The sequence below is a fragment of the Thermus caldilimi genome, from assembly GCF_004684245.1.
Taxonomy (GTDB): Bacteria; Deinococcota; Deinococci; order Deinococcales; family Thermaceae; genus Thermus; species Thermus caldilimi.
In genome coordinates this window covers 1,796,415-1,822,602 of sequence record NZ_CP038452.1, presented here as the reverse complement: position 1 = coordinate 1,822,602, position 26,188 = coordinate 1,796,415, and the positions used below count along the sequence as shown (strand labels likewise).

Sequence of the window (26,188 nt, the reverse complement as noted above, 5' to 3'; positions counted from 1 at the left end):
CGGCCTAGAGGAGTTCTTCGGGGCGGAAGAAAAGGCCGATCTCCCGGCTTGCGTCCTCGAGGCTCGCCGAACCGTGGATCACGTTCTCGTCAATGGTGGTGGCGAAATCCCCCCGGATGGTGCCGGGAAGGGCGTCTTTGGGGTGGGTGGCTCCCATCATCTTCCGCACCTCAGCCACCGCGTTTGGCCCCTCCAGCACCATGGCCACCACCGGACCCGAGGTGATGAAACTCACCAGGCCGGGGAAGAAGGGTTTCTCCCGGTGCTCGGCGTAATGCCTTTCCGCAAGCTCCTGGGTGATCTGCAAAAGCTTAAGCCCCACGATACGAAAACCCTTCCGCTCAAAGCGGGCAAGGATCTCCCCCACCAGACCCCTTCGCACGCCGTCGGGTTTCACCATGACAAAGGTGCGCTCCATACCCCTAGGAGTTTAGCAGGTCTAGGGCCTTTTGAAGTAACCCAGCAGGATATAGGCCACCACCACCACCCAAAGGAGCACCAAAAGGGCATCCCGCCAGCTTAGGCGAACCCTGGGGCGCTGGGGCTCCAGGACCTGGGTGGGGAGCTCCTCAGGCTCCTCCCCCAGCTTGAGGCGCACCGGGGCACCCCTTGCCGCCTCGAGGGGCAGGGCGTAGGGGCGACCCCCCTGGGGAAGTTCCTCGGGCAGCCGCACCACAATGGCGCTCACGTTATCAGGCCCCCCCCACTCGTTGGCCAAGGCTACCAGGCGCTTGGCTGCCTCTTCGGGGGGAAAGCTTTTCAGGACTTCCCCCAGGGTGCGGTCCTCCAACACCCCGGAAAGGCCATCGCTACAAAGTAAAAGCACGTCTCCGGGCTCCAGCTTAAGCCCCATGAGGTCCACCCGGGCCTGGGGGAAGGAGCCTAAGGCGTTGGTGATCACATTGCGCCAGCGGTGGGTCTTGGCCTCCTCGGGGCTTAAAAGGCCCTGGCGCACCCTTTCCGCCACCCAGGAGTGGTCCTCGGTGAGGAGGGTAAGCTCCCCTTTCCGGAGGAGGTAGGCCCTCGAGTCCCCCACATGGGCGATCAAGGCATAGGGCAGATCCAAAAGGAGGCAGGTGGCGGTGGTGCCCATACCCCGGTTCTCGGGGCGTTGCGCCTCCAGGTAAATGCGCTCGTTGGCCCGCTCAAAGGCCTGGAGGAGGACCTTGGGGGAGGGCCCCGCCCCCTTCAGGTGCTCCAGGATGGTGTCCACCGCCAGCCTGGCCGCCACTTCTCCCGTGCGGTGCCCGCCCATCCCATCCGCCACCACGAAGATCCCTCCCCACGGGGTGAGGGCATGGCCCACGGCGTCCTCGTTTTTGGGCCGTTTGAGCCCGGGGTGGGTCTCCAAGGCAAAGTCGAGGCCCGGCACGGGGGGATTTTATACCACCCCGCCCCGCCGCGGGCAGGGTGGGAAGACCAAAGCGGCTTCCGGGGGCCGTAGGGCACGGGGAAACGGGGGATGAACGCATAGCCTTGACGCATACCGCATACCGCGGTAACTTGAGAGTAAGCCCGGGCCCGAAAGCCCGGTCTTTTGCTTTGGGAGGGCGCCATGCGCTTTGAACGAATCGCCCCCTACACCTACCGCATCCCCCGCCAGGGGAAGATGCGGGTGGACGCGGTTTTCTTCGCCTCGGAGGAGATTTTGCAGGACCTCGAGGGGGAAGGCTACGCCTCCTTGCAGCAGCTCATGAACGTGGCCACCCTGCCTGGCATCGTGGAGCCCGCCCTGGCCATGCCGGACATCCACTGGGGCTACGGCTTCCCCATCGGCGGGGTGGCGGCCTTTGACCCCGAGACGGGGGGGGTGGTGAGCCCGGGAGGGGTGGGGTTTGACATCAACTGCCTGCCTGCCGGCACCCGCGTCCTCTTCCACGACCGCTACACCCGCCCCATAGAGGAGGTGGCGAGGGAAAAAGAACCCCTCCTCACCGTGTGGCAGCTTGAGGAAAAACCCGAGGCAGGCAAAGCCTTCCTCCTCCTCTCCCGAGAAGCGGAAACCCTGGTGCGCCTACGCACCGAGGGGGGGTTTGTTTTGGAAGCTACCCCCGACCATCCCGTATACACGCCTGAAGGAATGCGGCCTATAGGGCAGCTGGCCCCAGGCGACCGGGTGGCCGTCCACCCCTTCCAGGGCTTTCCCCACGAGCCCCCTCCCCCTGTCACCCTCCTGGACGAGGAGCAAGCCCAAACTTTGGGGCGCGCCCTGGGCTTTCCACAGGCGGCGGAGGTGCTCAAGGCGAAGGGGCTCCTCCCCCTGCGGGCAGACCATCCCCACCTGCCCGTCATCCTGCGCCTCTTGGGCTACGCACTGGGCGATGGCACCCTCTACCGGTCCCGGAGCAGGGGGTACCTGGTGCTCTATGGGGATGAAGAAGGTCTCCTGGAAGCCAAGGAGGACCTTAAGCGTCTGGGCTTCCAGGCTGGGGGCCCTTACGTTCGGATACGAAACCACAGCTTCCGAGGACGGACCTTTACCTACCGAGAGGCTAGCCTTAAGGCCTCCTCCCGGGCTTTGTTCCTCCTTCTCCACGCCCTAGGCCTTCCCGAGGGCCCCAAGGCGCAAACGGCTTTTGCCTTACCTCAATGGCTCTTCTCCCTTCCCGCTTGGCTTAAAGCCAACTTTCTAGCAGGGCTATTCGGAGCGGAGCTCTCCGCTCCGAAGTGGGTAAGCGGACATGGATACAACCTCGCCTCTCCTGTGCTCTCCCAGTCTAAGCGGAAAAGCCTTTTGGGGATTGGCCGAACCTTCATGGAAGACCTGGCCCGCTTAATGGAAAGTTTGGGCCTGGAAGTCCAGTCCCTACGTGAGGAACTGGCTTGGGAAGAACCCGCTGATCCTTCCCACCGCTTCAAACTGATCCTCCGGAGTACACCGGAAAACCTCCGCCTCCTTTACGAGAGGGTGGGTTATGCGTACGCTCCCCAAAAAGCCTGGCTAGCCCTAGTGGCCGCTTTCTACTTGCGCCTGAAAATGGCCCACTTGGAAGCTCGGGAAACCCAGGCTGAAGAGGTCTTGGCCCTACGACAGGCAGGCCTAGGACCAAAACGCATCGCTGCCACCCTAGACCTCCCCCGGCGCTTCGTGGAGCGTACCCTTTACGAGAAGCGAGGTGGATTCCGCCCCTGGGGATTTCCCACCTTCCCTGAGTTCCTCCAGAGGGCCGGCCCCATGCTTTTTGACAGGGTAGTGGCCATGGAAACCGTTCCCCACGGGGGAAGGGTGTACGACCTCTCCATGGACCATGAGGGGCATAACTTCGTCGCCGAAGGGTTTGTGGTCTCCAACTGCGGGGTACGCCTCCTTGCCTCCCACCTCACCCTCGAGGACCTCCTCCCCAGGCAGAAGGAACTCGCCGACGCCCTCTTTCGCCTGGTGCCCTCGGGGGTGGGGAGCGAGCGGAAGGATGTGCGCTTTAGCAAAAAGGAGCTCAAGGAGATCCTCAAGGAAGGGGCGGGCTGGCTCATCCGCAGGGGCTTCGGCTACCCGGAGGACCTGCGCTTCATCGAGTCCGAGGGCCGCCTCCCCTGGGCCAACCCCGACAAGGTTTCGGACAGGGCCTTTGAGCGGGGGGCCCCCCAGATCGGCACCCTGGGGAGCGGGAACCACTTCCTCGAGGTGCAGTACGTGGACGAGATCTACGATGGCGAGGTGGCGGAAGCCTTTGGGCTTTTCCCAAACCAGATCACCGTCCTCATCCACACGGGAAGCCGGGGCCTGGGCCACCAGGTCTGCCAGGATTATGTGGAAAAATTTCTAAAAGTAGCTCCCCGCTACGGGATCGAGCTTGTGGACAAGCAGCTGGCCGCGGCCCCCATCAGGAGCCCCGAGGGGGAGGACTACCTCCAGGCCATGGCCGCCGCCGCCAACTTCGCCTTCGCCAACCGGCAGCTCATCGCCCACTTCGTGCGGGAGGCCTTCGAGGCGGTGGGCTTTGCCCCTAAGGACCACGGCCTAAGGGTGCTCTACGACCTGGCCCACAACAACGCCAAGTTCGAGGAGCACGGGGGGAAGAGGGTCCTGGTCCACCGCAAGGGGGCCACCCGGGCCTTCGGCCCCGGAAACACCGAAATCCCCCTGGAGTACCAGCATGTGGGCCAGCCCGTCCTGGTGCCCGGGGACATGGGCCGCTACTCCTATGTGCTGGCGGGAACAGAAAAGGCCATGGAGGTATCCTTTGGCTCCAGCTGCCACGGGGCCGGACGCAAGATGAGCCGCCACCAGGCCAAGCGGGTGGCTCGGGAGCGAAACCTGGTGAAGGAGCTGGCGGAAAGGGGCATCCAGGTGCGGGCCGCCACCCGGGCCACCGTGGACGAGGAGATGCCCGAGGCCTACAAGGATGTTTCTGTGGTGGTGGAGGCGGTCCAGGGAGCGGGGATCGGCAAGAAGGTGGTCCGATTAAGGCCCCTCATCGTGGTGAAGGGATAAACTCTAAGCGCTTTCTCACCGCCATCTGCTGCCATAAAGGGATGAGGTTCCTAGCCCTCCTCCTTTTCTTCTCCTGCTCCCTGGCCCAGACCCTGCTTCCCGCCAGCACCTTTGGCCTTTCCTTTCGGGAGGAGGCCGGGGCCTGGATTTACGAGGGGGAGGCGGTGCGCTTCGTCTACGTGCCGGGGGTGGGCTGGGCGGAACCTTTGGACCCCGCTCTTCCCCCACCCGATAGGGAAAGAATGTCCCTCGAGGCCCTGAAGGCCCTGGGATACTTTCGCACCCCGGAGGCCGGGGTACGCCACGGCACCCAGGGACGAGCCCTCCGCCTGGTACTGGACCTCCCTGGGCCCGAACCTGCACCCAAGCCCCCCTCGGAGGGCCAGTCTTCAGGAACCCTTTCCCTTCTTCTCCCTTACCTGGCCCCGGGTATAACCCAGGTTCCTTGGCCCAAGGGCATGGAGGCCAGGGTGCGCTTTTTGCCAGGGGGCACAGAGCTCACCCTGAGCTTTCCGAGAAAGCTTCTTCGCTACCGCCTCTTTCCCCTGAAGGATCCCGCGCGCCTGGTCCTGGATCTCTATGCCCTCGAGGCCGAGGTGGAGGAACCCCTGGCCCCAGGAGTCCGCTACCGGGAGGTCTGGGCCTTTACCCCAGAGCCCCTTAGGCTCTACCTGGTGGAGGCAGAACGGGGAAAACTCGTCCCCGTGGGCCGGCCTGGGATGAGGGCTCTGCCCAAGGACCTGGCCCCAAACGCCCTGGCGGTGCTAAACGGGGGCTATTTTGACCCCAAAAGCGCCACCCCCATTGGCCTCTGGGTCCAGGACGGGGTCACGGTCTCCTATCCCTTTGGCCGGGTGGCACTTATATGGGATGGCTTCAGTTTATTTATGGGTTTTCCCAGATTTGAAGCAGTGGTCCAGGGACCGCGGGGCGAACGGGTGCGGGTGGGAATTAACGCCTCCCGGGCCCGCTACACCGCCCACACCGTCCCTGGACCCGTGGGAAAGGAGGGGGAGGAGGTGGCCCTGGTAAGGGAGGACAAAGTCCAGGCCATCCTCCCCGCTCCCCAAGAGCTTCCCGCCGGAGCCTGGGCCCTTACCTTTCCCAAGGGAGCCCCCCCTTTTCCCTTGGGACCGGGGGATCCCCTAAGCCTATACGGCCGCCTGGACCCGCCCTTCACCTACGCCCTGGAGGGGGGGCCCCTTTTGGTGCGGGAGGGCCAGTACGCCTTCGACCCAGCCCAGGAGAACTTCAAGGACCCAAGGCCCCTGCAGGCGGTGGCCCCCCAGGCGGCGGTGGCCTGGACCCGGGAAGGGAGGCTTTGGCTTTTGGTTTCCGAGCCCACCACCCCCGGGGTCCTGGCCCGGGCCCTCCTCTCCTTGGGGGCCTGGAACGCCCTCCGCATGGACGGAGGGGGTTCGGCCCAGCTCTGGGTCCGGGGCCAGCTCCGCAACCCCTACCAGGGCTCCCCTAGACCCGTGGTGAGCGCCCTGGCCCTCTACCTGCCCTGAAGGGCGTCCATACCAGGGCCAAGCCCACGGGGAAAGCGAGTACAGATTTTCCCGGGCCCCCGCGGACTTTGTCCGCGTGGGGCGGTATCAGCTCACCCGCTCCACCCGGATGAGGTTGGTGGTCCCCCGCACCCCAAAGGGCACTCCGGCGGCGATCACCACCCTCTCCCCCACCTGGGCCAGCCCGCAGGCCTTGACCTTCTCCAGGGCGATGCGCACCATGTCGTCGGTGTCCTGGGGGTCGGGAGCCAGATGGGGCAGGACTCCCCAGACCAAGGCCAGCTGCCGCTCCACCTCAGGGTTCGGGGTGAGAGCCAGGATGGGCACCTTGGGCCGCGTGCGGGCGATGCGCCTAGCCGAGCTTCCCGTGGCGGTAAAGACCACGATGGCCTTGGCTTCCACCGCCTCCACAATGTCGTCCGCCGCCTGGGCGATGGCGTCCTGGGTGGTGGGGGTGGGGGCTGGGCGGAGGAGGTTGAGCTTTTGCAAGAACTCGGGGGAAGCCTCCACCACCCGGGCGATCCGGGCCATGGTAGCCACCGCCTCCACCGGGTAGGCCCCGGCGGCGGTTTCCGCGGAGAGCATCACGGCGTCCGTGCCGTCAAAGATGGCGTTGGCCACGTCGGAGGCCTCCGCCCGGGTGGGGCTTGGGTTCTGCACCATGGACTCCAGCATCTGGGTGGCGGTGATCACCGGCTTGCCGGCGGCGATGGCCCTGAGGATAAGGCGCTTTTGCATGATGGGCACCTCCTCTAAAGGCATCTCCACCCCCAGGTCCCCCCGGGCCACCATGATGCCGTCGGCTTCTTCCAGGATCTCCTCAAAGCGGTAGACAGCGGAAGGCTTCTCTATCTTGGCCATGAGCCGGGCCCGGGAACCGTGCCGGGCCAGGTAGTGTCGGGCCAGGAGCAGGTCATCCCGGGTGCGCACGAAGGACACCGCCACCCAGTCCACCCCGAGCTCCGCCCCCAGGGCCAGGTCCTGGATGTCCTTTTCCGAGAGGGCGGGGATGGAGAGATCCGAGCCAGGAACGTTGATCCCCTTGCTGTCGGAAAGCACCCCCCCCAGCTCCACCAGGGTGTGGATCTCGTCCCCCTGGATCCTCTCCACCCGAAGGCGCAGGCGGCCGTCGTCCAAGAGGAGCACCTGCCCGGGAGCCACGTCCTCGGGAAGCCCCTTGTAGGTGATGGAAACCCGGGTCTCGTCCCCCTCCACGGGAGCCCGGGTGAGGATGAAGGGCTGGCCCACCTTAAGCGCCACCCGGCCCTCCTTGAACCGGCCGATGCGGATCTTGGGGCCCTGGAGGTCCTGGAGGAGGGCCAGGGTTTTGCCCAGTTCCTTCTCCACCTCCCGCACCCAGGCCACCCGCCTCCGGTGCTCCTCGTGGGTGCCGTGGCTGAAGTTCAAGCGAAAGACATCCGCCCCCGCCTCCGCTAGGGCCCGGATGGCTTCCTTGGAGTCCGAAGCGGGCCCTAAGGTAGCCACGATCTTGGTGCGCTTAAAAGGCCTCATACCCTAAAAAGCGCGCCGCACGCCCCAGTTCCTCCTCGATGCGCAAAAGCTGGTTGTACTTGGAAAGGCGATCCGAACGGGAGAGGGAACCGGTCTTGATCTGCCCGGCGTTCACCGCCACCGCAAGATCGGCGATGAAGGGGTCCTCGGTTTCCCCGGAGCGGTGGCTGATCACCACCCGGTAACCGGAGCGCTGGGCCAGGCGGATGGCCTCGAGGGTCTCGGAAAGGGTGCCGATCTGGTTCACCTTCACCAGAATGGCGTTGGCCACACCTTGCTGGATCCCGTGGCGAAGCCTATCCGGGTTGGTGACGAAAAGGTCATCCCCCACCAGCTGCACCCTGGCACCCAGGCGCTCGGTAAGAAGGCGCCAGCCTTCCCAGTCATCCTCCGCCAGGCCGTCCTCAATGGAACGGATGGGGTATTTCTCCACCCACGTGGCCCAGAACTCCACCATCTCCTCCGAGGAAAGCACCCGTCCTTCCCCTTCCAGGTGGTACTTCCCATCCCGGTAAAGCTCGCTGGCCGCGGGATCCAGGGCCAAGGAAACCTCCTGCCCCGGGGTGTACCCCGCCCGCTCGATGGCCAAAAGAAGAAGCTCTATGGCTTCCTCGTTGCTCCTGAGGTCCGGGGCAAACCCTCCCTCGTCCCCCACGTTGGTGCTGTAGCCCCGCTCCTTCAGCACCCCCTTGAGGGCGTGGAAGACCTCGGCCCCAACCCGCAAGGCCTCAGAAAAGCTCTCCACCCCCGCAGGCACCAGCATGAACTCCTGAAAATCCACCCGGTTGTCCGCATGCTTTCCGCCGTTGATCACGTTCATAAGGGGAACCGGCAAAGTATCCGCCTGAACGCCTCCTAAATAACGGTATAAGGACAGACCCAAAGCCTCCGCCGCCGCCCGGGCCGTGGCCAGGGAAACCGCCAAGATGGCATTAGCCCCTAGGTTGGACTTGTTGGGGGTGCCGTCCAGCTCCAGCATGGCCCGGTCCACCCCCTCCTGGTCCAAGGCATCCCGGCCGATGAGTTCGGGGGCGATGCGTTCCTGGATGCCCTCCACCGCACGGCGCACCCCCTTCCCCAGGTAACGCCTGCCCCCATCCCGTAGCTCCAAGGCCTCATGGGTGCCGGTGGAGGCTCCAGAGGGCACCATGGCCCTGCCCCTGGCACCCCCTTCCAGCTCCACCTCGGCCTCCACCGTGGGAAAGCCCCTAGAGTCTAAAACTTCCCTGGCTTTCACGTTCACGATCGTGGTCATGGACTCCTCCCCTAAGCGTTTCTGGAAGCGCTTCCCGCCCCCTCGGAGCCAAGTTTACACCCGGAGGGGCACCACCACCGCCTGGTACCCCTCCGCCGCCTCCACTGGGGAAGCCCCCCCTGGGCGCACCAGGCTAGGGCTGGTGGGCCCGGAAAGCAACAACACCGCCAGGCCGGAAAGGGGGGAAAGGGCCTCCAAAAGATAGCGGGCGTTGTAGGCCACCGCCAGGGGCATGCCCTCGAGGTGCACGGGAACCTCCTCCTGCCCCTTGCCGTAATCCCCCTCAGCGGAGAGCAACACCCGCTCCTCCTCAAAAAGAAGATCCACCCGATGGTTTTGCCGGTCAGAGAGGACGCTCACCCGGCGGAGGGCCTCGCGGAAGGCCTCCACCTCGAAGGCCGCCTTCAGGGGGAACTCCTTGGGGATCACCCGCTCATAGTCCGGGAACTCCCCTTCCATAAGCCGGACAGCCATACGCAGCTGTCCCTTGCCGGTGGCGGCAGGGCCTTGGGAACCGCTGGTGGCGAGGCCTAGAACCCCCGGGCCCAGGGCCAGGGCCACCTCCCCCTCGCCCATACCCTTCAGAACCCTCACCATCTCGTCCACACTGCGGGCAGGCACCACCACCTTCTTGGCAAAGGGTTGGGGCTTGGCAAGCCTGTAAAGGGCCAGGCGATACCCGTCGGAGGCCACGGAGCGAAGTCCGCCTTCGGAAAACTCCAGCTGGACGCCCCGGAAAATCGCCCGGTACTCCTCGTTGCTGGCCGCATAGCGCACGTGGGATAGCGCCTTAAGAAGCTCCTCCACCGGCAAAAGGGTCTGGAGGGGATAGGGCTCTGCGGGGCCTTCCAGGCTGGGGAAGAAAAGCTCCGGGTAGCCTTCGTCGGGGGCAAGGCTCAGCCGGGTACTGAAGGAACCCGAGGAGAGGGAAAGCTCCGCACCGAAGTCCAGCTCTACCTGATCCCCGGGAAGACTGCGCACCAGCTGGAAGAAAGGCTGGGCGGGAACCAAAAAACGCCCCTCTCCCTCCGTGGGAAGTTCCAGGCGCACTTCCAGGTCCACCTCGCCGTTGGTTCCGAACAGCACCAGGGCATCTGGCGTAAGGGCCAAGCCCAAGTAGGTGAAAAGGGGATTGGAGCTTCGCGTGGGGATGACCCGTTCCAGCAAGGCCACATGTTCGGTGAGCAGGGTTTTTGGAACTTTCACCTTCACGGGGTTTGCCTCCTCTCTACTGCTTCTACTATGGGTTTCTTAAAGATCTTAAAAGAATAGTAGTCGTAGTAATAGAGGCTGTGGATATGTGGATAAGGGGTAGAAAATGCCGTATGGGAGCGAAAAAGGCTTGTGGAAAACCCTTGTGGATAACTGGCCTCGGGTTGTGGATAAGATGTGGATAACTGACCAGTTATCCACAGGCTCCGAAGGGGGATTGGTTTTCCACAGTTTGTCCACAAGGTTATCCACAGGAAAACCAGGGTTATCCACAGGGTTATCCACAGGTTATCCACAGGGATCATGACAGGGCCTCTTTCAGGCTGCGGAGCAGCTTCTGCACCTCACGGTCGCTTTCTGAAAGCTCCTGAACCTTTTGGATGGCGTAGAGGACGGTGGTATGGTCCCGTCCTCCGAAGAGCTGGCCGATTTCCGGGAGGGAGGAGCGGGTGAGTTCCCGTACCAGGAACATGGCGATCTGGCGGGGTAAAACCACCTCCTTGCGTCGGCCACCCCCCACCAGATCCTCCGGGCGCAGGGCGAAGTACTCCGCCACCTTGCGCACGATCTCGTGGGGATCCACCTCCACTTCCTTGGAGGCGAAGATGTCGGAAAGCGCCTTGGCGGCCACGGTGCGAGTGAGTTCCACCCCGTTTAAGGAAGCGTAGGCGATGGTGCGCATCAGGGCACCCTCTAGCTCGCGGATGTTGGAGGTCACCTGCCGGGCGATGTACTCCAGCACCTCCTCGCTGATCCTGAGACCCCGTTGCTCGGCGTTCATCTTGAGGATGGCGATGCGGGTTTCCAGGTCGGGAGGTTGGATGTCGGTGATGAGGCCCCACTCAAAGCGGCTGCGGAGGCGGGCCTCGAGGGTCAGGATGTCCTTGGGGGGCCGGTCGGAGGAGAGGATGATCTGCTTGTGGGCCTCGTAGAGGGCGTTGAAGGTGTGGAAGAACTCCTCCTGGGTGCGCTCCTTGCCGGCGATGAACTGGATGTCGTCCACCAGGAGGAGGTCCACGGACCGGTAGCGCTCCCGAAACTCCGTCATCCGGTCCTCGCGGATGGCGTTGATGAGCTCGTTGGTGAAGGTTTCCGTGGACACATACTCGATCTTCAGGTGGGGGAAACGCTTGGCCACGGAGTGGCCCACGGCGTGCATGAGGTGGGTCTTACCCAGGCCCACGCCCCCATAGATGAAAAGGGGGTTGTAGGCCCTTCCAGGGGACTCGGCCACCGCCACTGCCGCCGCGTGGGCCATGGAGTTGTTGGGCCCCACCACGAAGTTTTCAAAGGTGTACTTGGGGTTGAGGTTGGGCTTGGTGGCTTCGGAAGGGGCAGGAGTGTGGAAGATATCCTCCTGGACGGCCACGCTGGGGACCACCTTGAGCTCAAACCGGGGAGGCTGGGCCCCCAGGAGGCCCAAGGCCTCCTGGATCAGCTCGGCGTAGTGGCGTTTGATCCAGTCCAGGGCGAAGGAGGTGGGCACCGCCAGCTGGAGTACCCCATCCTGGATGCCCAAGGGGCGGATGCGCTCGAACCAGGTGTGGAACTCCACCTCGGTGATGTTGCGGCGGATGTGTTCCAGGATGTGTTGCCAGACGGCCTCGTGGGTCAAGGCTACCCCCCGCGTTTCCGGAGGAACATTCTACGCCAAGGCCTTCGGTAAAGTGGAGGGTGGGATGGGCTACGACGTGGTGGTGGTGGGCGGTGGGCATGCGGGCTTGGAGGCGGCCTGGGCGGCTTCGGCGCTTGGGGTGCGGGTGGCCTTGGTTACCGTCAACCCCGAGCGCATTGGCATGATGCCCTGTAACCCGGCGGTGGGCGGGCCCGGCAAAAGCCAGCTGGTGGCGGAGCTCACCGCCCTAGGGGGGCTCATGGGCCGGGCGGCGGACCAGGCGGCCATCCACACCCGGGTGCTGAACCGCTCCAAGGGCCCGGCGGTGCAAAGCCTCCGGGTGCAGGTGGACCGGGACCTCTACGCCCTGAAGGCGCAGGAGATCCTGGCGGAAAGGCCCATCGAGGTGGTGCGGGGGGAGGTGGCAAGCCTCTGGGTGGAAGGGGAGAGGCTCCTTGAGGTGCGCATTGTGGACGGCCGGGGGATTCCCGCCAAGGCGGTGGTGGTGGCCGGGGGCACCTTCCTCTCGGGGGTGGTCTGGTACGGAAGGCGTTCCCGGCCTGCGGGGCGGCAGGGGGAGCCCCCGGCCCGGTTCCTTTCCCGGAGCCTCGAGGCCGTTGGCCACACCTTGCGGCGCTTCAAGACCGGCACTCCACCCCGCATCCGGGCGGACTCGGTGGACTTCGGGGCCTTGGAGGTGGTGCCCCCCGAGGTGCCCCCGGGGAGTTTCACGGGAAACCCGGGTCCCTACGCCGCCCGGCTCCCCACCTGGCAGACCCGGACCACGTCCCGCACCCACCGCCTGATTCTGGAGAACCTGCACCTGTCTCCCCTCTATGCGGGGGATATTGTGGGCATCGGTCCCCGCTACTGTCCCTCCATCGAGGACAAGGTGGTCCGCTTCGCCGACAAGGAAAGCCACCTGCTCTTCGTGGAGCCCGATGGGCTTTCCACCAGCGAGGTCTACCTGCAGGGGTTTTCCTCAAGCCTTCCCCCAGAACTCCAGGAGGAGATGGTGCGAAGCCTCCCCGGCTTTGAGCGGGCAGTGATCCAGCGCTACGCCTACGCGGTGGAGTACGACAGCCTGGACCCCACCGAGCTCACCCGGGGGCTCCAGTCCCGCTTCCTCCCTGGATTGTTCGCTGCCGGGCAGGTGAACGGCACCTCCGGGTACGAGGAAGCCGCGGCCCAGGGGCTCCTAGCGGGGCTGAACGCTGCCCGGTACGCCCTGGGCTTGCCCGAGGTGCATCTCCCCCGGGAAAGCGGCTACATCGGGGTTCTGGTGGACGACCTGGTGGGCCGGGGCACGGACGAGCCCTACCGCATGATGACCTCGAGGGTGGAGCTCCGCCTCCTCTGCCGGGCGGACAACGCCGACGAGCGCCTCACTCCCCTGGCGGTGGAGTGGGGCCTGAGGCCCAGGGAGGACCTGGAGGCGGTGAGGGAGAAGTACCGCCGAGTGGAGGCGGAACTGAGGCGCCTCGAGGCCCTGCGGGTGGAGGGGGTGAGCGGCCTGGTGTGGCTGAGGCGTCCGGAAAACACCTATGTGGCCCTGGTAGAACGCTTTCCCCCACCCGTTCCCTTGAGCCCCGAGGAGGCCTACCAGGTGGAGGTGCGGGCCAAGTACGCAGGGTACATCGAGCGGCAGGAGCGGCTGCGGGAAAAGCTGAGGGACTTGGAGGCCTTTCGCATACCCGAGGGTTTGGAGTTCCCCCGGGTCCCCGGCCTTTCCCGGGAGGCGGTGGAAAAGCTTTCCCGGGTGAGGCCCCGCACCGTGGCGGAGGCCGCCCGGGTCCCCGGGATACGGGACTCGGACCTCACGGCCCTGTTGGTGCACCTCAGGGTGCTTTCCCGGTGAGAGGGGGATGTTTCCCGTGAAACATTGGGGGTGGGGGTGGGTCTAAGCCCAAAGGGCATTCAGCTTCTTCTGGAGGGTGGAAAGGCCTTGGGGCTGGACCTCGAGGCCCACCTTTCCGCCTTTTCCCGCCTTTACGACCTCCTCATGGAGGCCAACCGGCGCACCAACCTCACGGCCTTGCGCACGGAGGAGGAGGTGGTGGTCAAGCATTTCCTGGACTCCCTCACCCTCCTCACCCTGCCCTTCTTCCAGGGGCCATGGCGGGTGCTGGACCTGGGCACGGGGGCGGGGTTTCCCGGGCTTCCCCTGAAGATCGTGCGCCCTGAGCTGGAGGTCACCCTCCTGGACGCCACCAAGAAGAAGGTGGCCTTCGTGGCTCAGGCGGTGGAAGCCCTTGGGCTGAAGGGGGCCTACCCCCTCTGGGGCCGGGCGGAGGAGCTGGCCCACCGCCCAGAACACCGGGAGGCCTACCACTGGGTGGTGGCCCGGGCGGTGGCTCCCCTTTGCGTCTTGGTGGAGCTGGGCCTGCCCTTCCTGGCCCTGGGGGGGCATATGGTGGCCCAGAAGGGTCCGAGGGTGGCGGAGGAGGCGGCCACCCTGCCCAAGGCCCTAGCCCTCCTGGGAGGCGGCTCGGTTACCCTCCACACCTTGGTTCTCCCCGTGACCCAGGAGGAACGGAACCTGGTGGTGGTGGCCAAGGAGGCCTCTACCCCGGCCAAGTATCCCCGGCGACCGGGGGTGCCCGAGAAAAATCCTTTATGCTAGGGTCCAAGGTGTTGCGGCGGATCGCCCTGGTGAACCAGAAGGGGGGGGTGGGCAAGACCACCACCGCCATCAACCTGGCCGCCTACCTGGCCCGCATGGGAAAGAAGGTACTCTTGGTGGACCTGGACCCCCAGATGAACGCCACCAGTGGCCTCGGGCTCCGGCCCGAGCGGGGGGTGTACCAGGTGCTGCAGGGAGAGCCCCTGGAGGCCTTGGTGCAACCCGTGGACGGTTTCTATGTGTTGCCCTCCACCCCGGAGCTGGTGGGGGCCACGGTGGAGCTTCTGGAAAGACCCCTGGTCCTGGGGGAGGCCTTACGGGACGAGGGGTACGATATCACCCTCTTGGACGTGCCTCCCAGCCTCTCCTCCCTCACCCTGAGCGCCTTAGCGGCGGCGCAAGGGGTGGTGGTCCCGGTGCAGGCGGAGTACTACGCCCTGGAGGGGGTGGCGGGGTTGCTCTCCACCCTGGACGAGGTGCGCACCCGGTTGAACCCGCACCTTAGGCTTCTCGGCATCCTCATCACCATGTATGACGGCAGGACCCTGCTTTCCCAGCAGGTGGAGGCCCAGCTGAGGGCCCACTTCGGGGAGAAAGTGTTCTGGACGGTGGTGCCCCGCAACGTGCGTTTGGCGGAGGCCCCAAGCTTTGGCAAAACCATCGCCCAGCATGCCCCCACCTCGCCGGGAGCCCACGCCTACCGCCGTCTGGCCGAGGAGGTGATCGCCCGTGTCCAAGAAGGTTAGCGGTTTAGGGAGGGGCCTCGAGGCCCTCCTGCCCAAGGGCGGCGGAGGGGTGGTCCGGCTTCCCCTGTCCGCCATCCGGCCCAACCCCCACCAGCCCCGCCGGAGGTTCTCCCAGGAGGGCCTGGAGGAGCTTGCCGCTTCCATCCGGGAGAAAGGCCTGCTTCAACCCCTGGTGGTGCGTCCCAAGGGGGAGGGGTACGAGCTGGTGGCCGGAGAGAGGCGCCTGAGGGCCGCGGAGATGGCAGGGTTAAAGGAGGTTCCCGCCATAATCCGCGACCTCACGGACCAGGAGGCCATGGAGATGGCCTTGGTGGAGAACCTTCAGCGGGAGGACCTCACCCCGTTGGAGGAAGCCCGGGGCTACCAGGCCCTGTTGGGTTTGGGCCTTACCCAGGAGGAGGTGGCCAAGCGAGTGGGCAAGGCCCGCTCCACCGTGGCCAACGCCCTAAGGCTCTTGCAGCTTCCCGCGGAGGTTTTGGAGGCCCTGGACGAGGGGCGCATCAGCGCCGGCCACGCCCGGGCCCTCTTGATGCTGGAGCCCGAGGACCGGCTTTGGGGCCTGAGGGAGATCCTGGAAAAAGGGCTTTCCGTGCGCCAGGCGGAGGCTTTGCGGGAGCGTTTGGTGCGGGAACGGGAGCGCAAAACCCAGGAACCTTCCCCCCTTTCCCTGGAGCTCTCCCGGCACCTGGGCCTGCCGGTGAGGGTGGTGGGGGGAAGGAGGGGGAAGGTGGTCATCCACTACCGCTCCCTGGAGGAGCTGGAGGCCCTTTTGGAGCGGCTGGGCTACCAGGCGTAGCCGAAGAGGACCCGCACCGCACCGTTTTGGTCCGTACGGAAAACCTTTACCCCGCGCCGGGCCAGCAGTTCCAGGACCTCGGGGTGGGGGTGGCCGTGGGGGTTCCTTCCCACGCTTATCAAGGCCGCTTGGGGCCAGATGCGTTCCAGGAGGCCCTCGTCCGTGCCCGTGCGGGAGCCGTGGTGGCTCACCTTAACCACGATCACCCGTGGGGGGCTTAGCCTTTGCTCCACCTCCCTGGGCACGTCCCCCAGAAGGAGGGCCTTGGGCCCGGCGAAGTCCAGGAGGAGGACCAGGCTGCTTTGGTTGTCATCTGCTTGCGGGCCAGGAGGCCAGAGGACCTCGAGGCTCCCCTTTCCCATGCGAAGGTGGGTACCGGTTCTGGGGAAGAGGATGGGCACCTTCCGGCTTTGCAGGGCCTGGACCAGGGGGTGCTCCTTTGGGAAGGCGGGAGAGAGGAGGGCGAGGCCGATGGGAACCTGCTCGGCCACCTTGAGGAGGCCCCCGTGGTGGTCGGCATCGGGGTGGGTGGCCACCAGAACCTCGAGGGCCTCCACCCCCAAGGCCCTTAGGGCCCGCACCACCTTTTCCCCCTGCTCGGGCCGACCCCCGTCCACCAGCACCTCAGCCCCGCCCATGCGGGCCAAGAGGGCGTCCCCCTGGCCCACGTCCAGGGCAAAGAGGTCCAGGGGCTTGGGCCAGGCGGCGAGGAGGCTCATCAGAAGGGGAAGGCTGGCAAGGAGGAGGGCTTTCCGCCAGGGAAGAAGCCGGTGCAGGGCCAGGGCCAAGGGGAAAAGCCCAAGGTAGTAAAGGGCGAAACCCCAAGGGGAGATTTCCCCCCAGCTTAGGAGGGGGCCGTGGCTGGCGGCCTGGGCCAGGAGAAGGAGGGCTTGGGCCAAGGGCTCCAGAAGGGGTGCCAGAAGACCCCCAAGGAAGAGCTTGAGGAATCCCAGGGGTACCAGGAGGGAGGCCAGGGGCAGGGCCAGGAGGTTGCTGAGGGGGGAGAGGAGGGGCAGGAAGCCGAAGCGGTGAAGGAGAAGGGGAACCAGGGGAACCTGGGCTGCCAGGCTGGTGAGAAGGGCTCCGGCCAGGTACCCCCGTGCTCCCTGGGGTCGGGGAAGGGCGGGCAGGAGGAGGGCGATCCCCAAAACCGCCAGGTAGGAGAGCTGGAGGGAAAGGCTTAGGAGGCTTGCAGGCCACCATAGGAGCTGGAGAAAGAGGGCGAGGCCCAGGGCCTGGAGCACCCCGGCGGCTCCAAGGCCGAGAAAAAGGCCCAGGAGGGATAACCCGGCCATGAGGCTGGCCCGCACCAAGGAGGGGCTTGGCCCCGCCAGCCAGAGGTAAAAGGGAAGGGCCAGGAGGGCCAGGAGGTAGCGCCATCGGCTCAAAGGGGTGAGAAGGAAAACCAGGCTTGCCACCAAAAAGCCCACGTGGAGGCCTGAAAGGGCCAGGAGATGGGCGAGCCCTGCCCTCTGGAACTGGGCATAGGTGTCCTCCAGTTCCCTTTTATCCCCCAGGACCAGCCCCTCCAGGACCTCGAGGGCAGGGGGCGAGAGACCCTGTCCGAGGCGGGCACGGAAGGGAGCCCGAGGGTCGGGAAGCGGGGCCAGGGGTTCCGCCCGTTCCACGTGAAACACCCCCCTTATCCCCCGGGAGAGGAGCCAGGTGCGCTGGTCAAAGCCCCCGGGATTGCGCTTGCCCTGGGGTGGGGCCAGGTACCCCCTTAGCCGGTAGCGGCCATCCTCCAGGCCCGGGTAGTGCTGCACCCAAAGCCTGTGCCCCTGCCAGAGGAGGGTGCTTTGGTGGATGGTGAAGACGCCCTCGAGGCAGGTGCCGTAAGGGGGTTCCGGTATGGGAAAGAGGAGGCCCCGGAGGAGAACAAAAAAGAGCCCAAGGGCTAGGGGAAGCCGGAGGAGGGGGAGAAGGAGGGGCGCCAGGAGAAGGGCCCAGGGATGGAAAAGCCCCCAGGCTCCCAAGAGCCCGCCTAGACCCAGGCCCACCCCTGGACCCCAGGTGGAAAGGAGAGGCTTGGGGAAGGCTGTCCTAGGGCCGTACATAGGGCCTGAGCCGTTCCAGGGTGGCGGGGCCGATGCCCTTGACCCTCAGGAGGTCCTCCACCCGGGCGTAGGGTCTTCCCTCCACGATCCTCTGGGCCAGCACGGGGCCGACCCCAGGGAGGCTCATGAGCTCCTCGAGGCTGGCTTGGTTCAAGCTGATGGGCTCAGGGGCTGGGGGCTCAAAGCTGGCCTCCGCCAGGGTTTCCACCCGCACCGGCTGGGGTTTCGGGACCAGCTTGGGCCAGAGGCTGGAAAGACCCAGGAGGGCTACCGCGAGGAGGTAGAGGAGGACCACTCCGTCAAGGCCAGACCAAGCCCGCCTAGGAGAACTCCGGCCAGGACCCAAGGATCCACCCCGGGGTTCAGGGCCACGAAGGCCACGGTGTAGGCCAGGGTGAGGAGGGAGAGGACCTTTAAGGGAAGGGCCAAAGGGTTTCTTCCTCCCTGGGCCTTGGGCATGGGGGCTGGAGGAGGGGACTCGGGTTCCGGGGCCAGTTCCACCGAGTCCCGTTTGGGAGAGGGTTCCTCCTCCCACACCGGGGCCTTTGGGAGCTCGGGGGGAAGGGGTGGGGGAGGGGTTTCCTGGGTCAGGGGAGCCTTGGGGGCGGGAGCCGAGGTGATCCTGCGGGCCCGGGCCACGTGGGGTTTCAACCCCTCCAGAAAGGCCTTGAGCTCCTCCAGGGGGAAGGCCTTCAGGGGGAGGACCAGGGAATCCTCCTCCCCTTGCACCAGGAGGGTGCCGCCCTCGCCCCTGCCCACCCGACGGATCTTGGCCAGCTCCAGGCGCTTTACCCCGGCGTCGTCCACGAAGACCAGGTGGGCCTCGGTGACGGCCAGAAAGCCACCCGGCCCTTCCAGCTTGGCCAGGGCTTCCTCGCCCAGGCGGGAAAACGCCGCTTCATACTTGCCCATGGCCCCATTGTATACTTCCCCTCGTGCCCTTGCGCTTGGGACACCGCGGCGCCCCTCGCCTGGCGGAAGGCGAGGCCCAGGCCTATGTGGAAAATACCCTGGAGGCATTCCGCCAGGCCTTGGAGACTGGACTGGATGGATTTGAGCTGGACGTGCACCTCACGCGGGATGGGGTCTTGGTGGTGCACCATGACTTCACCCTGGGAGGCATCCCTATTAGCGGGCTTTCTTCTAGGGAACTCCCGGCTTACGTGCCCACCCTCGAGGAGGTGCTGAGGACCTTCCCCGAAGCCTGGATCAACGTGGAGCTGAAAAGCCTTCCCCCGGAAACCGACGGCCGGGAGGAGGCCTTGGCCAGACTCCTGGCCCGCTACCCCTCGGATAGGATCTGGGTGAGCTCCTTTGATCCCTTGGCCCTGGTGCGCCTTAAACGGCTTGGGGTAGGGCCCCTGGGCCTGCTTTACCAGCACCAGGAGGCGGAGGTCCTGGCCCCCTGCCTGGGGGTGGAATGGGTCCATCCCGAGGCCTCTTTGCTCAGTGAGGCCAAGGTGAGGGAGCTAAGGGGTCGCTACCGGGTACTGGCCTGGACGGTGAACCGCCGCCAGCAGGCCCAGGAACTGGCCGCCTGGGGGGTGGATGCCTTGGTCACCGATTTCCCGGAGGTCCTCGTATAATGGGGGGGCTATGGCGAACCTGAAGAGCCTTCCCGTAGGTAAGGGTGCCCCCGAGGTGGTGAACATGGTCATCGAGGTGCCCAGGGGTTCCGGAAACAAGTACGAGTACGATCCGGATCTTGGGGTTATCAAGCTGGACCGGGTCCTTCCCGGAGCCCAGTTCTATCCCGGGGACTACGGGTTCATTCCCTCCACCCTGGCCGAGGATGGGGATCCCCTGGACGGCCTGGTCCTTTCCACCTACCCCCTTTTGCCCGGGGTGGTGGTGGAGGTGCGGGTGGTGGGCCTTCTGCTCATGGAGGACGAGAAGGGCGAGGACGCCAAGGTCATCGGGGTGGTGGCGGAGGACCAGCGCCTGGACCACATCCGGGATATCGCGGATGTACCTGAGGGGGTGAGGCAGGAGATCCAGCACTTCTTTGAAACCTACAAGGCCCTCGAGGCTAAGAAGGGCAAGTGGGTGAAGGTCACGGGCTGGCGGGACCGGCAGGCCGCCCTGGAGGAGGTGAGGGCCTGTATCGCCCGCTACGGGACCCGTTGAGGCCAATCCTCTTGGGGAAGGGCAGGGCCTGGCCAAAGGGCCAGGCCCTTTTTAAGCGGCTTACAATGGGGTTGGAGGAGGCTTATGGTCTGCCCGGCATGCGGGGAAACCCTGGAACTGGAGGGGTACAAGGCGGGGGACCTCCTGGACTGCGAGGCCTGCGGGGCGGTCTTGCGCCTGCTTTCCGACGGCACCCTGGAGCTGGTGGAGGCCCCCCCCGAGGAGGAAGGGGAGGCCCTTTGGGGGCTTACCGCCTATGGGGAAGGGGAGGAGGCGGTTCTGGTCTTTTCCGACGGCACCTTGGAGGAGGAGGTACGGACCCTCAAGGCCGATCTCCTGGAAGCCCTTCGCCGCCTGGAGGAGGGGGTGGGGGAGGAACCCCCCAAGGAAGCCGAGGACGAACCCAACCTGGAGCCCGACTACCTGACGGCCCATGTGGAAACCGACCAGGGCCCCATGGCCCTGCGCCGCATCCTTTTCCCGGGAAGCCCGGACCTTTTGGAGTTCACCCTGCCCTCGGGCTCGGTGTACCAGTTCACCTTCCGCGAGGTCCAGGAGCTTCTAAAGCCTATCCTCCTCTAAGGTGCGCCTGGTCCTGGTACCCACCCCCATCGGCAACCTGGAGGACATCACCTTGAGGGCCCTCAGGGTCCTCAAGGAGGTGGAGGTGGTGGCCTGTGAGGACACCCGGCGTACCGGGCTTCTCCTCCGCCACTACGGCATCGCTACCCCCACCCTGCGCTTGGACCAGCACACGATGGGAAAGGCCAGGGAACTCCTTTCCCCCTACGCTTACGTGGCCTACGCCACCGACGCCGGCACCCCGGGCATCTCCGATCCTGGGGCGGAGCTGGTGCGGCTGGCGTTAGAATGGGGCTGGCGGGTGGAAGCGCTTCCGGGTCCTACGGCCCTCATCCCCGCCCTGGTGGCTTCGGGCCTGCCCACCCACCGCTTCACCTTTGAAGGGTTTCTGCCCAAGGGGGGCAAGGAGCGCAAGGAGCGGCTTTGGGCCTTGGCCCGGGAAGGGAGGACCGCGGTGCTGTACGAAAGCCCCCATCGCCTGCAAAAAACCCTGGAGGATCTCATGGGGGTCTATGGCCCCGGGCATCCCGTGGCCGTGGCCCGGGAGATCAGCAAGGTGCATGAGGAGATTTTCCGGGGGACCCTGGAGGAGGCCTGGAGGCACTTTCAAAACCCAAGGGGCGAGTTCGTTTTGGTGCTGGGACCCAAGGAAGCACCACCTGTGGAGGCCAACCAGCTCTTGGAGGAGCTAAAAGCTCAGGGCCTTAAGGGTAAGGCGCTTTTCCGGTCCCTTCTGGAGAGGGGGGTTTCCAGGAACGAGGCCTACCGTCTCGCTTTGGAAGGGGAGAAGGAGCCTTTTGAGGAGGGGGAATGAAGCGCGTAGGGGTGCTTACTTCCGGCGGCGATGCCCCGGGGATGAATGCGGCCATTAGGGCAGTGGTGCGCCAAGCCTATGCCTTGGGCCTCGAGGTGATCGGCATCCGCCGCGGCTACGCGGGCATGATCCTGGGGGAGATGGTGCCCTTGGGAGTGCGGGATGTGGCCAACATCCTTCAGCGGGGGGGAACCGTCCTCCTCACCGCAAGAAGCCAGGAGTTCCTCACGGAAGAGGGCCGGGCCAAGGCGGCGGAGAAGCTCAAAGCGGCGGGCATCGAGGGCCTGGTGGCCATCGGAGGGGATGGAACCTTTCGCGGGGCCATGCGGCTTTTGGAAGAGCACAAAATCCCCGTGGTGGGGGTGCCCGGCACCATCGACAACGACCTTTACGGCACCGATTACACCATTGGCTTTGACACCGCGGTGAACACGGCCCTCGAGGCCATCGACCGCATCCGGGACACCGCGGCCAGCCACGAGCGGGTCTTCTTCATCGAGGTCATGGGGCGGGACTCCGGGTTCATCGCTTTGGATGTGGGGCTGGCTGGGGGGGCGGAGGTGATCGCCGTGCCCGAGGAACCCGTGGACCCCAGGGCCATCGCCGAGGGACTTCTGGAATCCCTGCGCCGGGGCAAGTCCAGCTCCATCGTGGTGGTGGCGGAAGGGGCCTATCCCGGAGGGGCGGCGGGTCTTCTTGCCGCCATCCGGGAGCACGTGCCGGTGGAGGCCCGGGTTACCGTCCTGGGCCATATCCAGCGGGGAGGAAGCCCCACCGCCAAGGACCGCATCTTGGCGAGCCGCTTGGGGGCGGCGGCGGTGGAGGCCCTGGCCGGGGGGACCAGCGGGGTCATGGTGGGGGAGGTGGAGGGGGAGGTGGAGCTCACCCCCCTCAAGGAGGCGGTGGAGCGTAAGAAGGACATCAACCGCACCCTTCTGGCCCTATCGCGGGTTCTTGCCCTCTAGATAGCCTTATGGCTGACCTAGATAGCCTTACGGCTGACCTAGGCCCAGGGCCCGCCTGAGCCAGGGGGAGGTCCAGGCTAGACGAAAGGCCTCCCGGGCGAAGGGGCTCTGACTCACCCCGTCGTAGACCGGGGTGGGAAGGTTCAGAGAAGGATAGCGGAGGCTCCCGGCAGCGGTTTTTTCCCAGGGATAGCTGGTCCAGATGGCCAGGGCCACGAAGAGGCCCAAAAGGAACCCCCCCAGGGAGCCCAGAAGGACCTCGAGGCCTTGGGAAAGGGAAGGAAGGGGGAGGCTCTTCGCCAGAAGCCCCAGGAGGAGCCCGAGGCCCAGACCCCACCAGGGGCCGGCAAGCCCCACCTGGGCCAGGAGGAGGTAGAGCGCCACCCCAAGCCCGGCGAAGGCCCCCTGGAGGCCGCTCCGGTAGCCCCAGGCCAGGGCCACGGCCAAGCCCAGTAGGGCCAGGAGGTCCACCCAGGTGAGCATGCTCTTAGTTTACCCCCTAGCTCCGGATATCCCAGCCCCGGCTCCTTAAAGCCCTCAGGAGGCGGGCCATGGCCTCCTCCACCTCCTCGTCCTTGAGGGTGCGCTCGGGGTGGCGGAAGCGCAGGTGGAAGGCCAGGCTCTTCTCCCCTTCCCTAAGGGGTGGGCCCTGGTAGAGGTCAAAGAGCCGTAGGCTTTCCAGGTAGGGTCCCGCTGCCTGGCGAAGGAGGGCCTCCACCTCCCCGTAGGGCGTGGCCTCGGGAACCACCACCGCCAGGTCCCTGAGGGCTAAGGGGTAGCGGGGGGGGTCCTGGAAGCGGAAGGGCTTTTCGGGAAGGGGCAGGTGAAGCTCAAAGATATAGACCGGGGGAAGATCGAGGGCCTTGAGGATCTCCGGGTGCACCTGGCCCAGGAATCCCTTTTCCTCCCCGTCCACCCATACCTTCCCCGAAACGCCGGGGTGGAGGAAGGGATAGGGCTGGGCCTCCACCCTCAGGTCCAGGCCCAGCCGGTTCAAAAAGGCCTCCAGAAGCCCCTTAAGGAGGGGGTAGCCGGAAAGCTTCTCCCCATGGGGAAGCCCTAGGCCTTCCCCGAAGAGGAGGCCTGCCAGATGGGTTTCCTCCCTCACCCAAGTCTCCTCTTTCCCCAAAACCCTGCCCACCTCAAAGAGGAGGACTCTTTCCGGGCGGTCCAGGGCTAGGTTTTCCTTGAGGAGCCTGAGGAGGCCGGGGAAGAGGTGGGTCCTCAGGGCCGCCTTTTCGGGACTCAAGGGGTTTTTGAGGCGCCAGGGGGGTGGGGGAAGGCGAAAGAGGGAAGCCTCTTTGGGGTCCATGAAGCTATAGGTGTACACCTCCTGGAAGCCGAGGCCCGAAAGGAGTTCCCGCAGGCGGCGCTCCCTTTGGTAGGGCCTTTCCACCCCCCGGTTGTCGGGGGCGGGGAAGAAGGCGGGAAGGTCCAGGGGAATGCTTTCGTAGCCCTGGATTCGGGCGATTTCCTCCACCAAGTCCTCCTCCAGCTTCAGGTCCAGGCGGCGGCTAGGGGGTGTGACCCGGTAGGGACCTTCCCCCTCTACCCGGCAGCCCAGGCGCCTTAGGATGGCAAGCTGTACCTCCTCCGGGTACTGGGTGCCCAGGAGCTGGTTGGTGTACGCGGGGCGGAAGGGAATGGGCCTCGGTGCCCGGGGGGTTCCTTCTTCCAGGAGGGTTTCCGCCACCCGGGCCCCTGCCAGGGTCTGGAGGAGGCTTAGGGCCCTTTGGGCTGCGGGTATCTGGCCCCAGGGGTCCACCCCTCGCTCGAAGCGATAGCTGGCTTCGGTGCGAAAACCATGCCGCCTGGCGGTTTTGCGGATGGAAATGGGGTCAAACTGGGCCACCTCCAGGGCGATGGCCCGGGTGTCCTCCCGCACCTCGCTTTCGGCGCCCCCCATGACCCCGGCAAGGCCGATGGGGAAACTGTCCTCCCCCCGGTAGCCCGCGATCACCAGGTCCTCGAGGTGAAGTTCCCTTTCCACGCCATCCAGGGTGACCAGCTTTTCCCCGGGTTTGGCCCGGCGCACCAGGATACCCTCCCCCACGAAGCGGAGGTCAAAGGCGTGCATGGGCTGGGCCCGTTCCAGCATCACATAGTTGGTGATGTCCACCACGTTGCTTATGGGCCTCATCCCGCAGGCAAAAAGGATGCGTTGGAGCCAAAGGGGGCTTGGCCCCACCTGGAGGCCAAAGGCGTAGGAAAGGGTGAAGTGGGGCGCCCCCTGGGGGTCCTCCACCCGGAGGCCAAAGGGGATGGGTACGTTTTCCGTTTCCAGCCGCACCTCGGGCAGGACCAGGCTGTAGCCCAGAGCGTGGAGGTCAAAGGCCAAGCCCAGGATCCCCAGGGCATCTGGGCGGTTGGGGGTGACCTCTATGTCCAGCACCTCCTCTTCCGGCCAAGCCTCGGCCAGGGGGGTGCCGGGGGGAGGGCGTCGGGGGGGAGCTCCAGAAGCCCGCCGCCGTACTCCCCCACCCCAAGCTCCTTGGGGGAGAGGGCCATGCCAAAGGAGACCACCCCCTGGATGGTCCTTTCCCCTATTCGGAGGCCGTTCACCTCGGTGCCCGGAAGGGCCAGGGCCACGCCCACCCCGGGGCGGGCGTTTGGGGCTCCAGAGACCACCTCCACCACCCGCCCCGCGTCCAAAAGGAGGCGCTTCAGGCCGGTGCCGGGGATGGGGTGGGCCTCGAGGACCCGGGCGAAGACCACGCCGCCGGGTATCCCGAAGACCCTTTCCATGCGGTCGGTCTCAAAACCCAAGCCCGCAAGCCGCTCCTCCAGCACATCGGGGCTTTCCAGCTCGGGCACGTACTCTTTAAGCCAGCTGAAAGGTACCCTCATAGGATCCCCCGGAACTGCTCCAAGAACTTAAGCCTTCCCCCGAAGAAGTAGCGGATGTCGGGGATGTTGTAGCGGAGCATGGCCAGGCGTTCGATTCCGAAGCCAAAGGCGAAGCCCGTGACCCCCTGGTAGGCGGGAGGCAGGCCCAGGGCTTTTCGGTACTCGTCCACCGCCTGGAAGACCTTGGGGTGGACCATCCCGGCCCCTCCCAGCTCCAGCCATTTCCTCCCCTCGGGCCACCAGATGGCGAACTGGGCCCCAGGCTCCACGAAGGGAAAGTAGACGGGCTGGAAGCGCACCCGGGACTCGGGGCCGTAAAGGGCCTGGGCCAGCTCGTAGATGGCTCCCTTCAGGTGGGCCATGGTGATCCCTTCCCCCACCACTAGGCCTTCCAGCTGGTGGAAAACCGCCTCATGGGTGGCGTCCGTCTGCTCGAAGCGGAAAACCCGCCCCGGAACCACGATGCGGAAGGGAGGGGTGTGGGCCACCATGTAGCGCACCTGCATGGGGGAGGTGTGGGTGCGAAGAAGGAGCCTTCCCCTCACCCCTTCTCCCAAGGGGCCGGGAAGGCTATGCTCCTCCCCTTCCAGCCAGAAGGTGTCCCACATGTCCCGGGCCGGATGGTACTCGGGGATGTTCAGGGCATCAAAGTTGAAGAACTCGCTTTCCACTTCGGGGCCTTCCACCGCCTGGTAGCCCAAGGAGCGAAAGATCTCGGTGAGCTCCCGCTCCATGAGGGTGATGGGGTGGAGTCCGCCGGTGAAAACCCCCACCCCTGGCAGGGAGACATCCTGACGCTCCCTTTCCAGGGCCCTTCGCAGCTCCTCTTCCACCAGGGCTTTTTCCCGCTCCTCCAGGGCCTGTTCGATGGCCTCCTTGAGGGCGTTTAGGGCCTGGCCCTTCGCTTTCCTTTCCTCGAGGGGAAGGCTGGCAAGGGCCTTCATCTCCTGGGTGAGGAGGCCCTTTTTCCCCAGGTAGCGGGCCCTCAGGGTTTTCAAGGCCTCGAGGTCCCGGGCTTCTCGGATGGCGGCTAGGGCTTCTTGCTCAAGCTCCCGCATCTTTAAGAGGATACCTTGCCCCGTCCTGGGTGTGGG

General features: G+C 65.6%; 22 protein-coding genes and 1 pseudogene. 11 read left to right on the top strand and 12 right to left on the bottom strand.

From position 1 onward, the window contains the following. Positions 1–4 precede the first annotated feature (4 nt). The gene (gene ndk / locus EBI04_RS09535; RefSeq protein ID WP_135257261.1) at positions 5–418 is read right to left on the bottom strand and encodes a nucleoside-diphosphate kinase; all 414 of its coding nucleotides are present in this window, start codon (positions 416–418) and stop codon (positions 5–7) included. 21 nt (positions 419–439) lie between these two features. Next, complete coding sequence (locus EBI04_RS09530) at positions 440–1,372, bottom strand: PP2C family protein-serine/threonine phosphatase (RefSeq protein ID WP_135257260.1); 933 nt, start codon at positions 1,370–1,372, stop codon at positions 440–442. Positions 1,373–1,555: 183 nt separating this feature from the next. Here EBI04_RS09530 and EBI04_RS09525 point away from each other — a divergent pair, with 183 nt between their 5' ends. Both EBI04_RS09525 and EBI04_RS09520 read left to right on the top strand, forming a co-directional pair. Further along, positions 1,556–4,432: an RtcB family protein gene (locus EBI04_RS09525; RefSeq protein ID WP_135257259.1), complete on the top strand. Its 2,877-nt coding sequence runs from the start codon at positions 1,556–1,558 to the stop codon at positions 4,430–4,432. A gap of 41 nt (positions 4,433–4,473) precedes the next feature. Then, entirely contained in the window at positions 4,474–5,943 is a 1,470-nt protein-coding gene (locus EBI04_RS09520) for a phosphodiester glycosidase family protein (protein WP_135257258.1), read from the top strand. 87 nt (positions 5,944–6,030) lie between these two features. Here the strand turns inward: EBI04_RS09520 and pyk are convergent, their stop codons facing one another. From pyk to dnaA, 4 genes are all read right to left on the bottom strand, one after another. Then, a complete protein-coding gene (pyk, locus tag EBI04_RS09515) occupies positions 6,031–7,455 on the bottom strand; it encodes a pyruvate kinase (RefSeq protein WP_135257257.1) in 1,425 nt (474 codons plus the stop codon). Next, positions 7,442–8,710 (bottom strand): phosphopyruvate hydratase, encoded by a 1,269-nt coding sequence (eno, locus tag EBI04_RS09510; protein ID WP_135257256.1) that lies wholly within the window; start codon positions 8,708–8,710, stop codon positions 7,442–7,444. The genes pyk and eno overlap by 14 nt, the downstream gene beginning before the upstream one ends. Before the next feature lie 54 nt (positions 8,711–8,764). After that, positions 8,765–9,922: a DNA polymerase III subunit beta gene (dnaN, locus tag EBI04_RS09505; protein WP_135257255.1), complete on the bottom strand. Its 1,158-nt coding sequence runs from the start codon at positions 9,920–9,922 to the stop codon at positions 8,765–8,767. A gap of 301 nt (positions 9,923–10,223) precedes the next feature. Beyond that, positions 10,224–11,537 (bottom strand): chromosomal replication initiator protein DnaA, encoded by a 1,314-nt coding sequence (gene dnaA, locus EBI04_RS09500; protein WP_135257254.1) that lies wholly within the window; start codon positions 11,535–11,537, stop codon positions 10,224–10,226. A gap of 64 nt (positions 11,538–11,601) precedes the next feature. Here dnaA and mnmG point away from each other — a divergent pair, with 64 nt between their 5' ends. From mnmG to EBI04_RS09480, 4 genes are read left to right on the top strand one after another with little or no spacing between them, the layout of a single operon-like run. Continuing rightward, positions 11,602–13,395 carry a tRNA uridine-5-carboxymethylaminomethyl(34) synthesis enzyme MnmG gene (gene mnmG, locus EBI04_RS09495; protein ID WP_135257253.1) on the top strand — a complete coding sequence of 598 codons (1,794 nt, stop codon included), beginning with the start codon at positions 11,602–11,604 and terminating at the stop codon, positions 13,393–13,395. 36 nt (positions 13,396–13,431) lie between these two features. Further along, entirely contained in the window at positions 13,432–14,160 is a 729-nt protein-coding gene (gene rsmG, locus EBI04_RS09490) for a 16S rRNA (guanine(527)-N(7))-methyltransferase RsmG (RefSeq protein WP_206202028.1), read from the top strand. After that, positions 14,154–14,906: a ParA family protein gene (locus tag EBI04_RS09485; protein WP_135257251.1), complete on the top strand. Its 753-nt coding sequence runs from the start codon at positions 14,154–14,156 to the stop codon at positions 14,904–14,906. Before rsmG ends, EBI04_RS09485 begins: the two co-directional genes overlap by 7 nt. Then, positions 14,890–15,702 (top strand): ParB/RepB/Spo0J family partition protein, encoded by an 813-nt coding sequence (locus EBI04_RS09480; protein ID WP_135257250.1) that lies wholly within the window; start codon positions 14,890–14,892, stop codon positions 15,700–15,702. The genes EBI04_RS09485 and EBI04_RS09480 overlap by 17 nt, the downstream gene beginning before the upstream one ends. On the opposite strand, the gene EBI04_RS09475 is transcribed toward EBI04_RS09480, so the two are convergent. Genes EBI04_RS09475 through EBI04_RS09465 form a run of 3 tightly spaced genes read right to left on the bottom strand, consistent with a single transcriptional unit; the run spans position 15,690 to position 18,671 of the window. Then, positions 15,690–17,759 carry a DNA internalization-related competence protein ComEC/Rec2 gene (locus EBI04_RS09475; protein WP_135257249.1) on the bottom strand — a complete coding sequence of 690 codons (2,070 nt, stop codon included), beginning with the start codon at positions 17,757–17,759 and terminating at the stop codon, positions 15,690–15,692. The two genes, EBI04_RS09480 and EBI04_RS09475, sit on opposite strands and share 13 nt — an antisense overlap. Beyond that, a complete protein-coding gene (locus tag EBI04_RS09470; protein ID WP_167481936.1) occupies positions 17,746–18,054 on the bottom strand; it encodes a ComEA family DNA-binding protein in 309 nt (102 codons plus the stop codon). Before EBI04_RS09470 ends, EBI04_RS09475 begins: the two co-directional genes overlap by 14 nt. Next, the gene (locus EBI04_RS09465; protein ID WP_135257248.1) at positions 18,027–18,671 is read right to left on the bottom strand and encodes a YcxB family protein; all 645 of its coding nucleotides are present in this window, start codon (positions 18,669–18,671) and stop codon (positions 18,027–18,029) included. Before EBI04_RS09465 ends, EBI04_RS09470 begins: the two co-directional genes overlap by 28 nt. 23 nt (positions 18,672–18,694) lie before the next feature. Between EBI04_RS09465 and EBI04_RS09460 the strand changes: the two genes are divergently transcribed. The 5 genes from EBI04_RS09460 (at position 18,695) to pfkA (ending at position 22,247) form a co-directional block, all read left to right on the top strand. After that, positions 18,695–19,345 (top strand): glycerophosphodiester phosphodiesterase, encoded by a 651-nt coding sequence (locus tag EBI04_RS09460; RefSeq protein ID WP_135257247.1) that lies wholly within the window; start codon positions 18,695–18,697, stop codon positions 19,343–19,345. 10 nt (positions 19,346–19,355) lie between these two features. Then, the gene (locus EBI04_RS09455) at positions 19,356–19,886 is read left to right on the top strand and encodes an inorganic diphosphatase (RefSeq protein WP_135257246.1); all 531 of its coding nucleotides are present in this window, start codon (positions 19,356–19,358) and stop codon (positions 19,884–19,886) included. A gap of 84 nt (positions 19,887–19,970) precedes the next feature. After that, the gene (locus EBI04_RS09450; RefSeq protein WP_038031652.1) at positions 19,971–20,468 is read left to right on the top strand and encodes a hypothetical protein; all 498 of its coding nucleotides are present in this window, start codon (positions 19,971–19,973) and stop codon (positions 20,466–20,468) included. Position 20,469: 1 nt separating this feature from the next. Next, positions 20,470–21,282, top strand: a complete 813-nt coding sequence (gene rsmI, locus EBI04_RS09445) for a 16S rRNA (cytidine(1402)-2'-O)-methyltransferase (RefSeq protein WP_135257245.1) — start codon at positions 20,470–20,472, stop codon at positions 21,280–21,282. Next, positions 21,279–22,247 carry a 6-phosphofructokinase gene (gene pfkA / locus EBI04_RS09440; protein ID WP_135257244.1) on the top strand — a complete coding sequence of 323 codons (969 nt, stop codon included), beginning with the start codon at positions 21,279–21,281 and terminating at the stop codon, positions 22,245–22,247. The genes rsmI and pfkA overlap by 4 nt, the downstream gene beginning before the upstream one ends. 27 nt (positions 22,248–22,274) lie before the next feature. Here pfkA and EBI04_RS09435 read toward each other — a convergent pair whose 3' ends face one another. The 3 genes and pseudogenes from EBI04_RS09435 to pheS form a co-directional block, all read right to left on the bottom strand. Beyond that, positions 22,275–22,730, bottom strand: coding sequence for a hypothetical protein (locus tag EBI04_RS09435; RefSeq protein WP_135257243.1), 456 nt, complete (start codon positions 22,728–22,730; stop codon positions 22,275–22,277). A 16-nt stretch (positions 22,731–22,746) separates the two neighbouring features. Beyond that, positions 22,747–25,094, bottom strand: a pseudogene (gene pheT / locus EBI04_RS09430) (phenylalanine--tRNA ligase subunit beta). After that, positions 25,091–26,152, bottom strand: coding sequence for a phenylalanine--tRNA ligase subunit alpha (pheS, locus tag EBI04_RS09425; protein ID WP_135257242.1), 1,062 nt, complete (start codon positions 26,150–26,152; stop codon positions 25,091–25,093). Before pheS ends, pheT begins: the two are co-directional and overlap by 4 nt. Positions 26,153–26,188 lie beyond the last annotated feature (36 nt).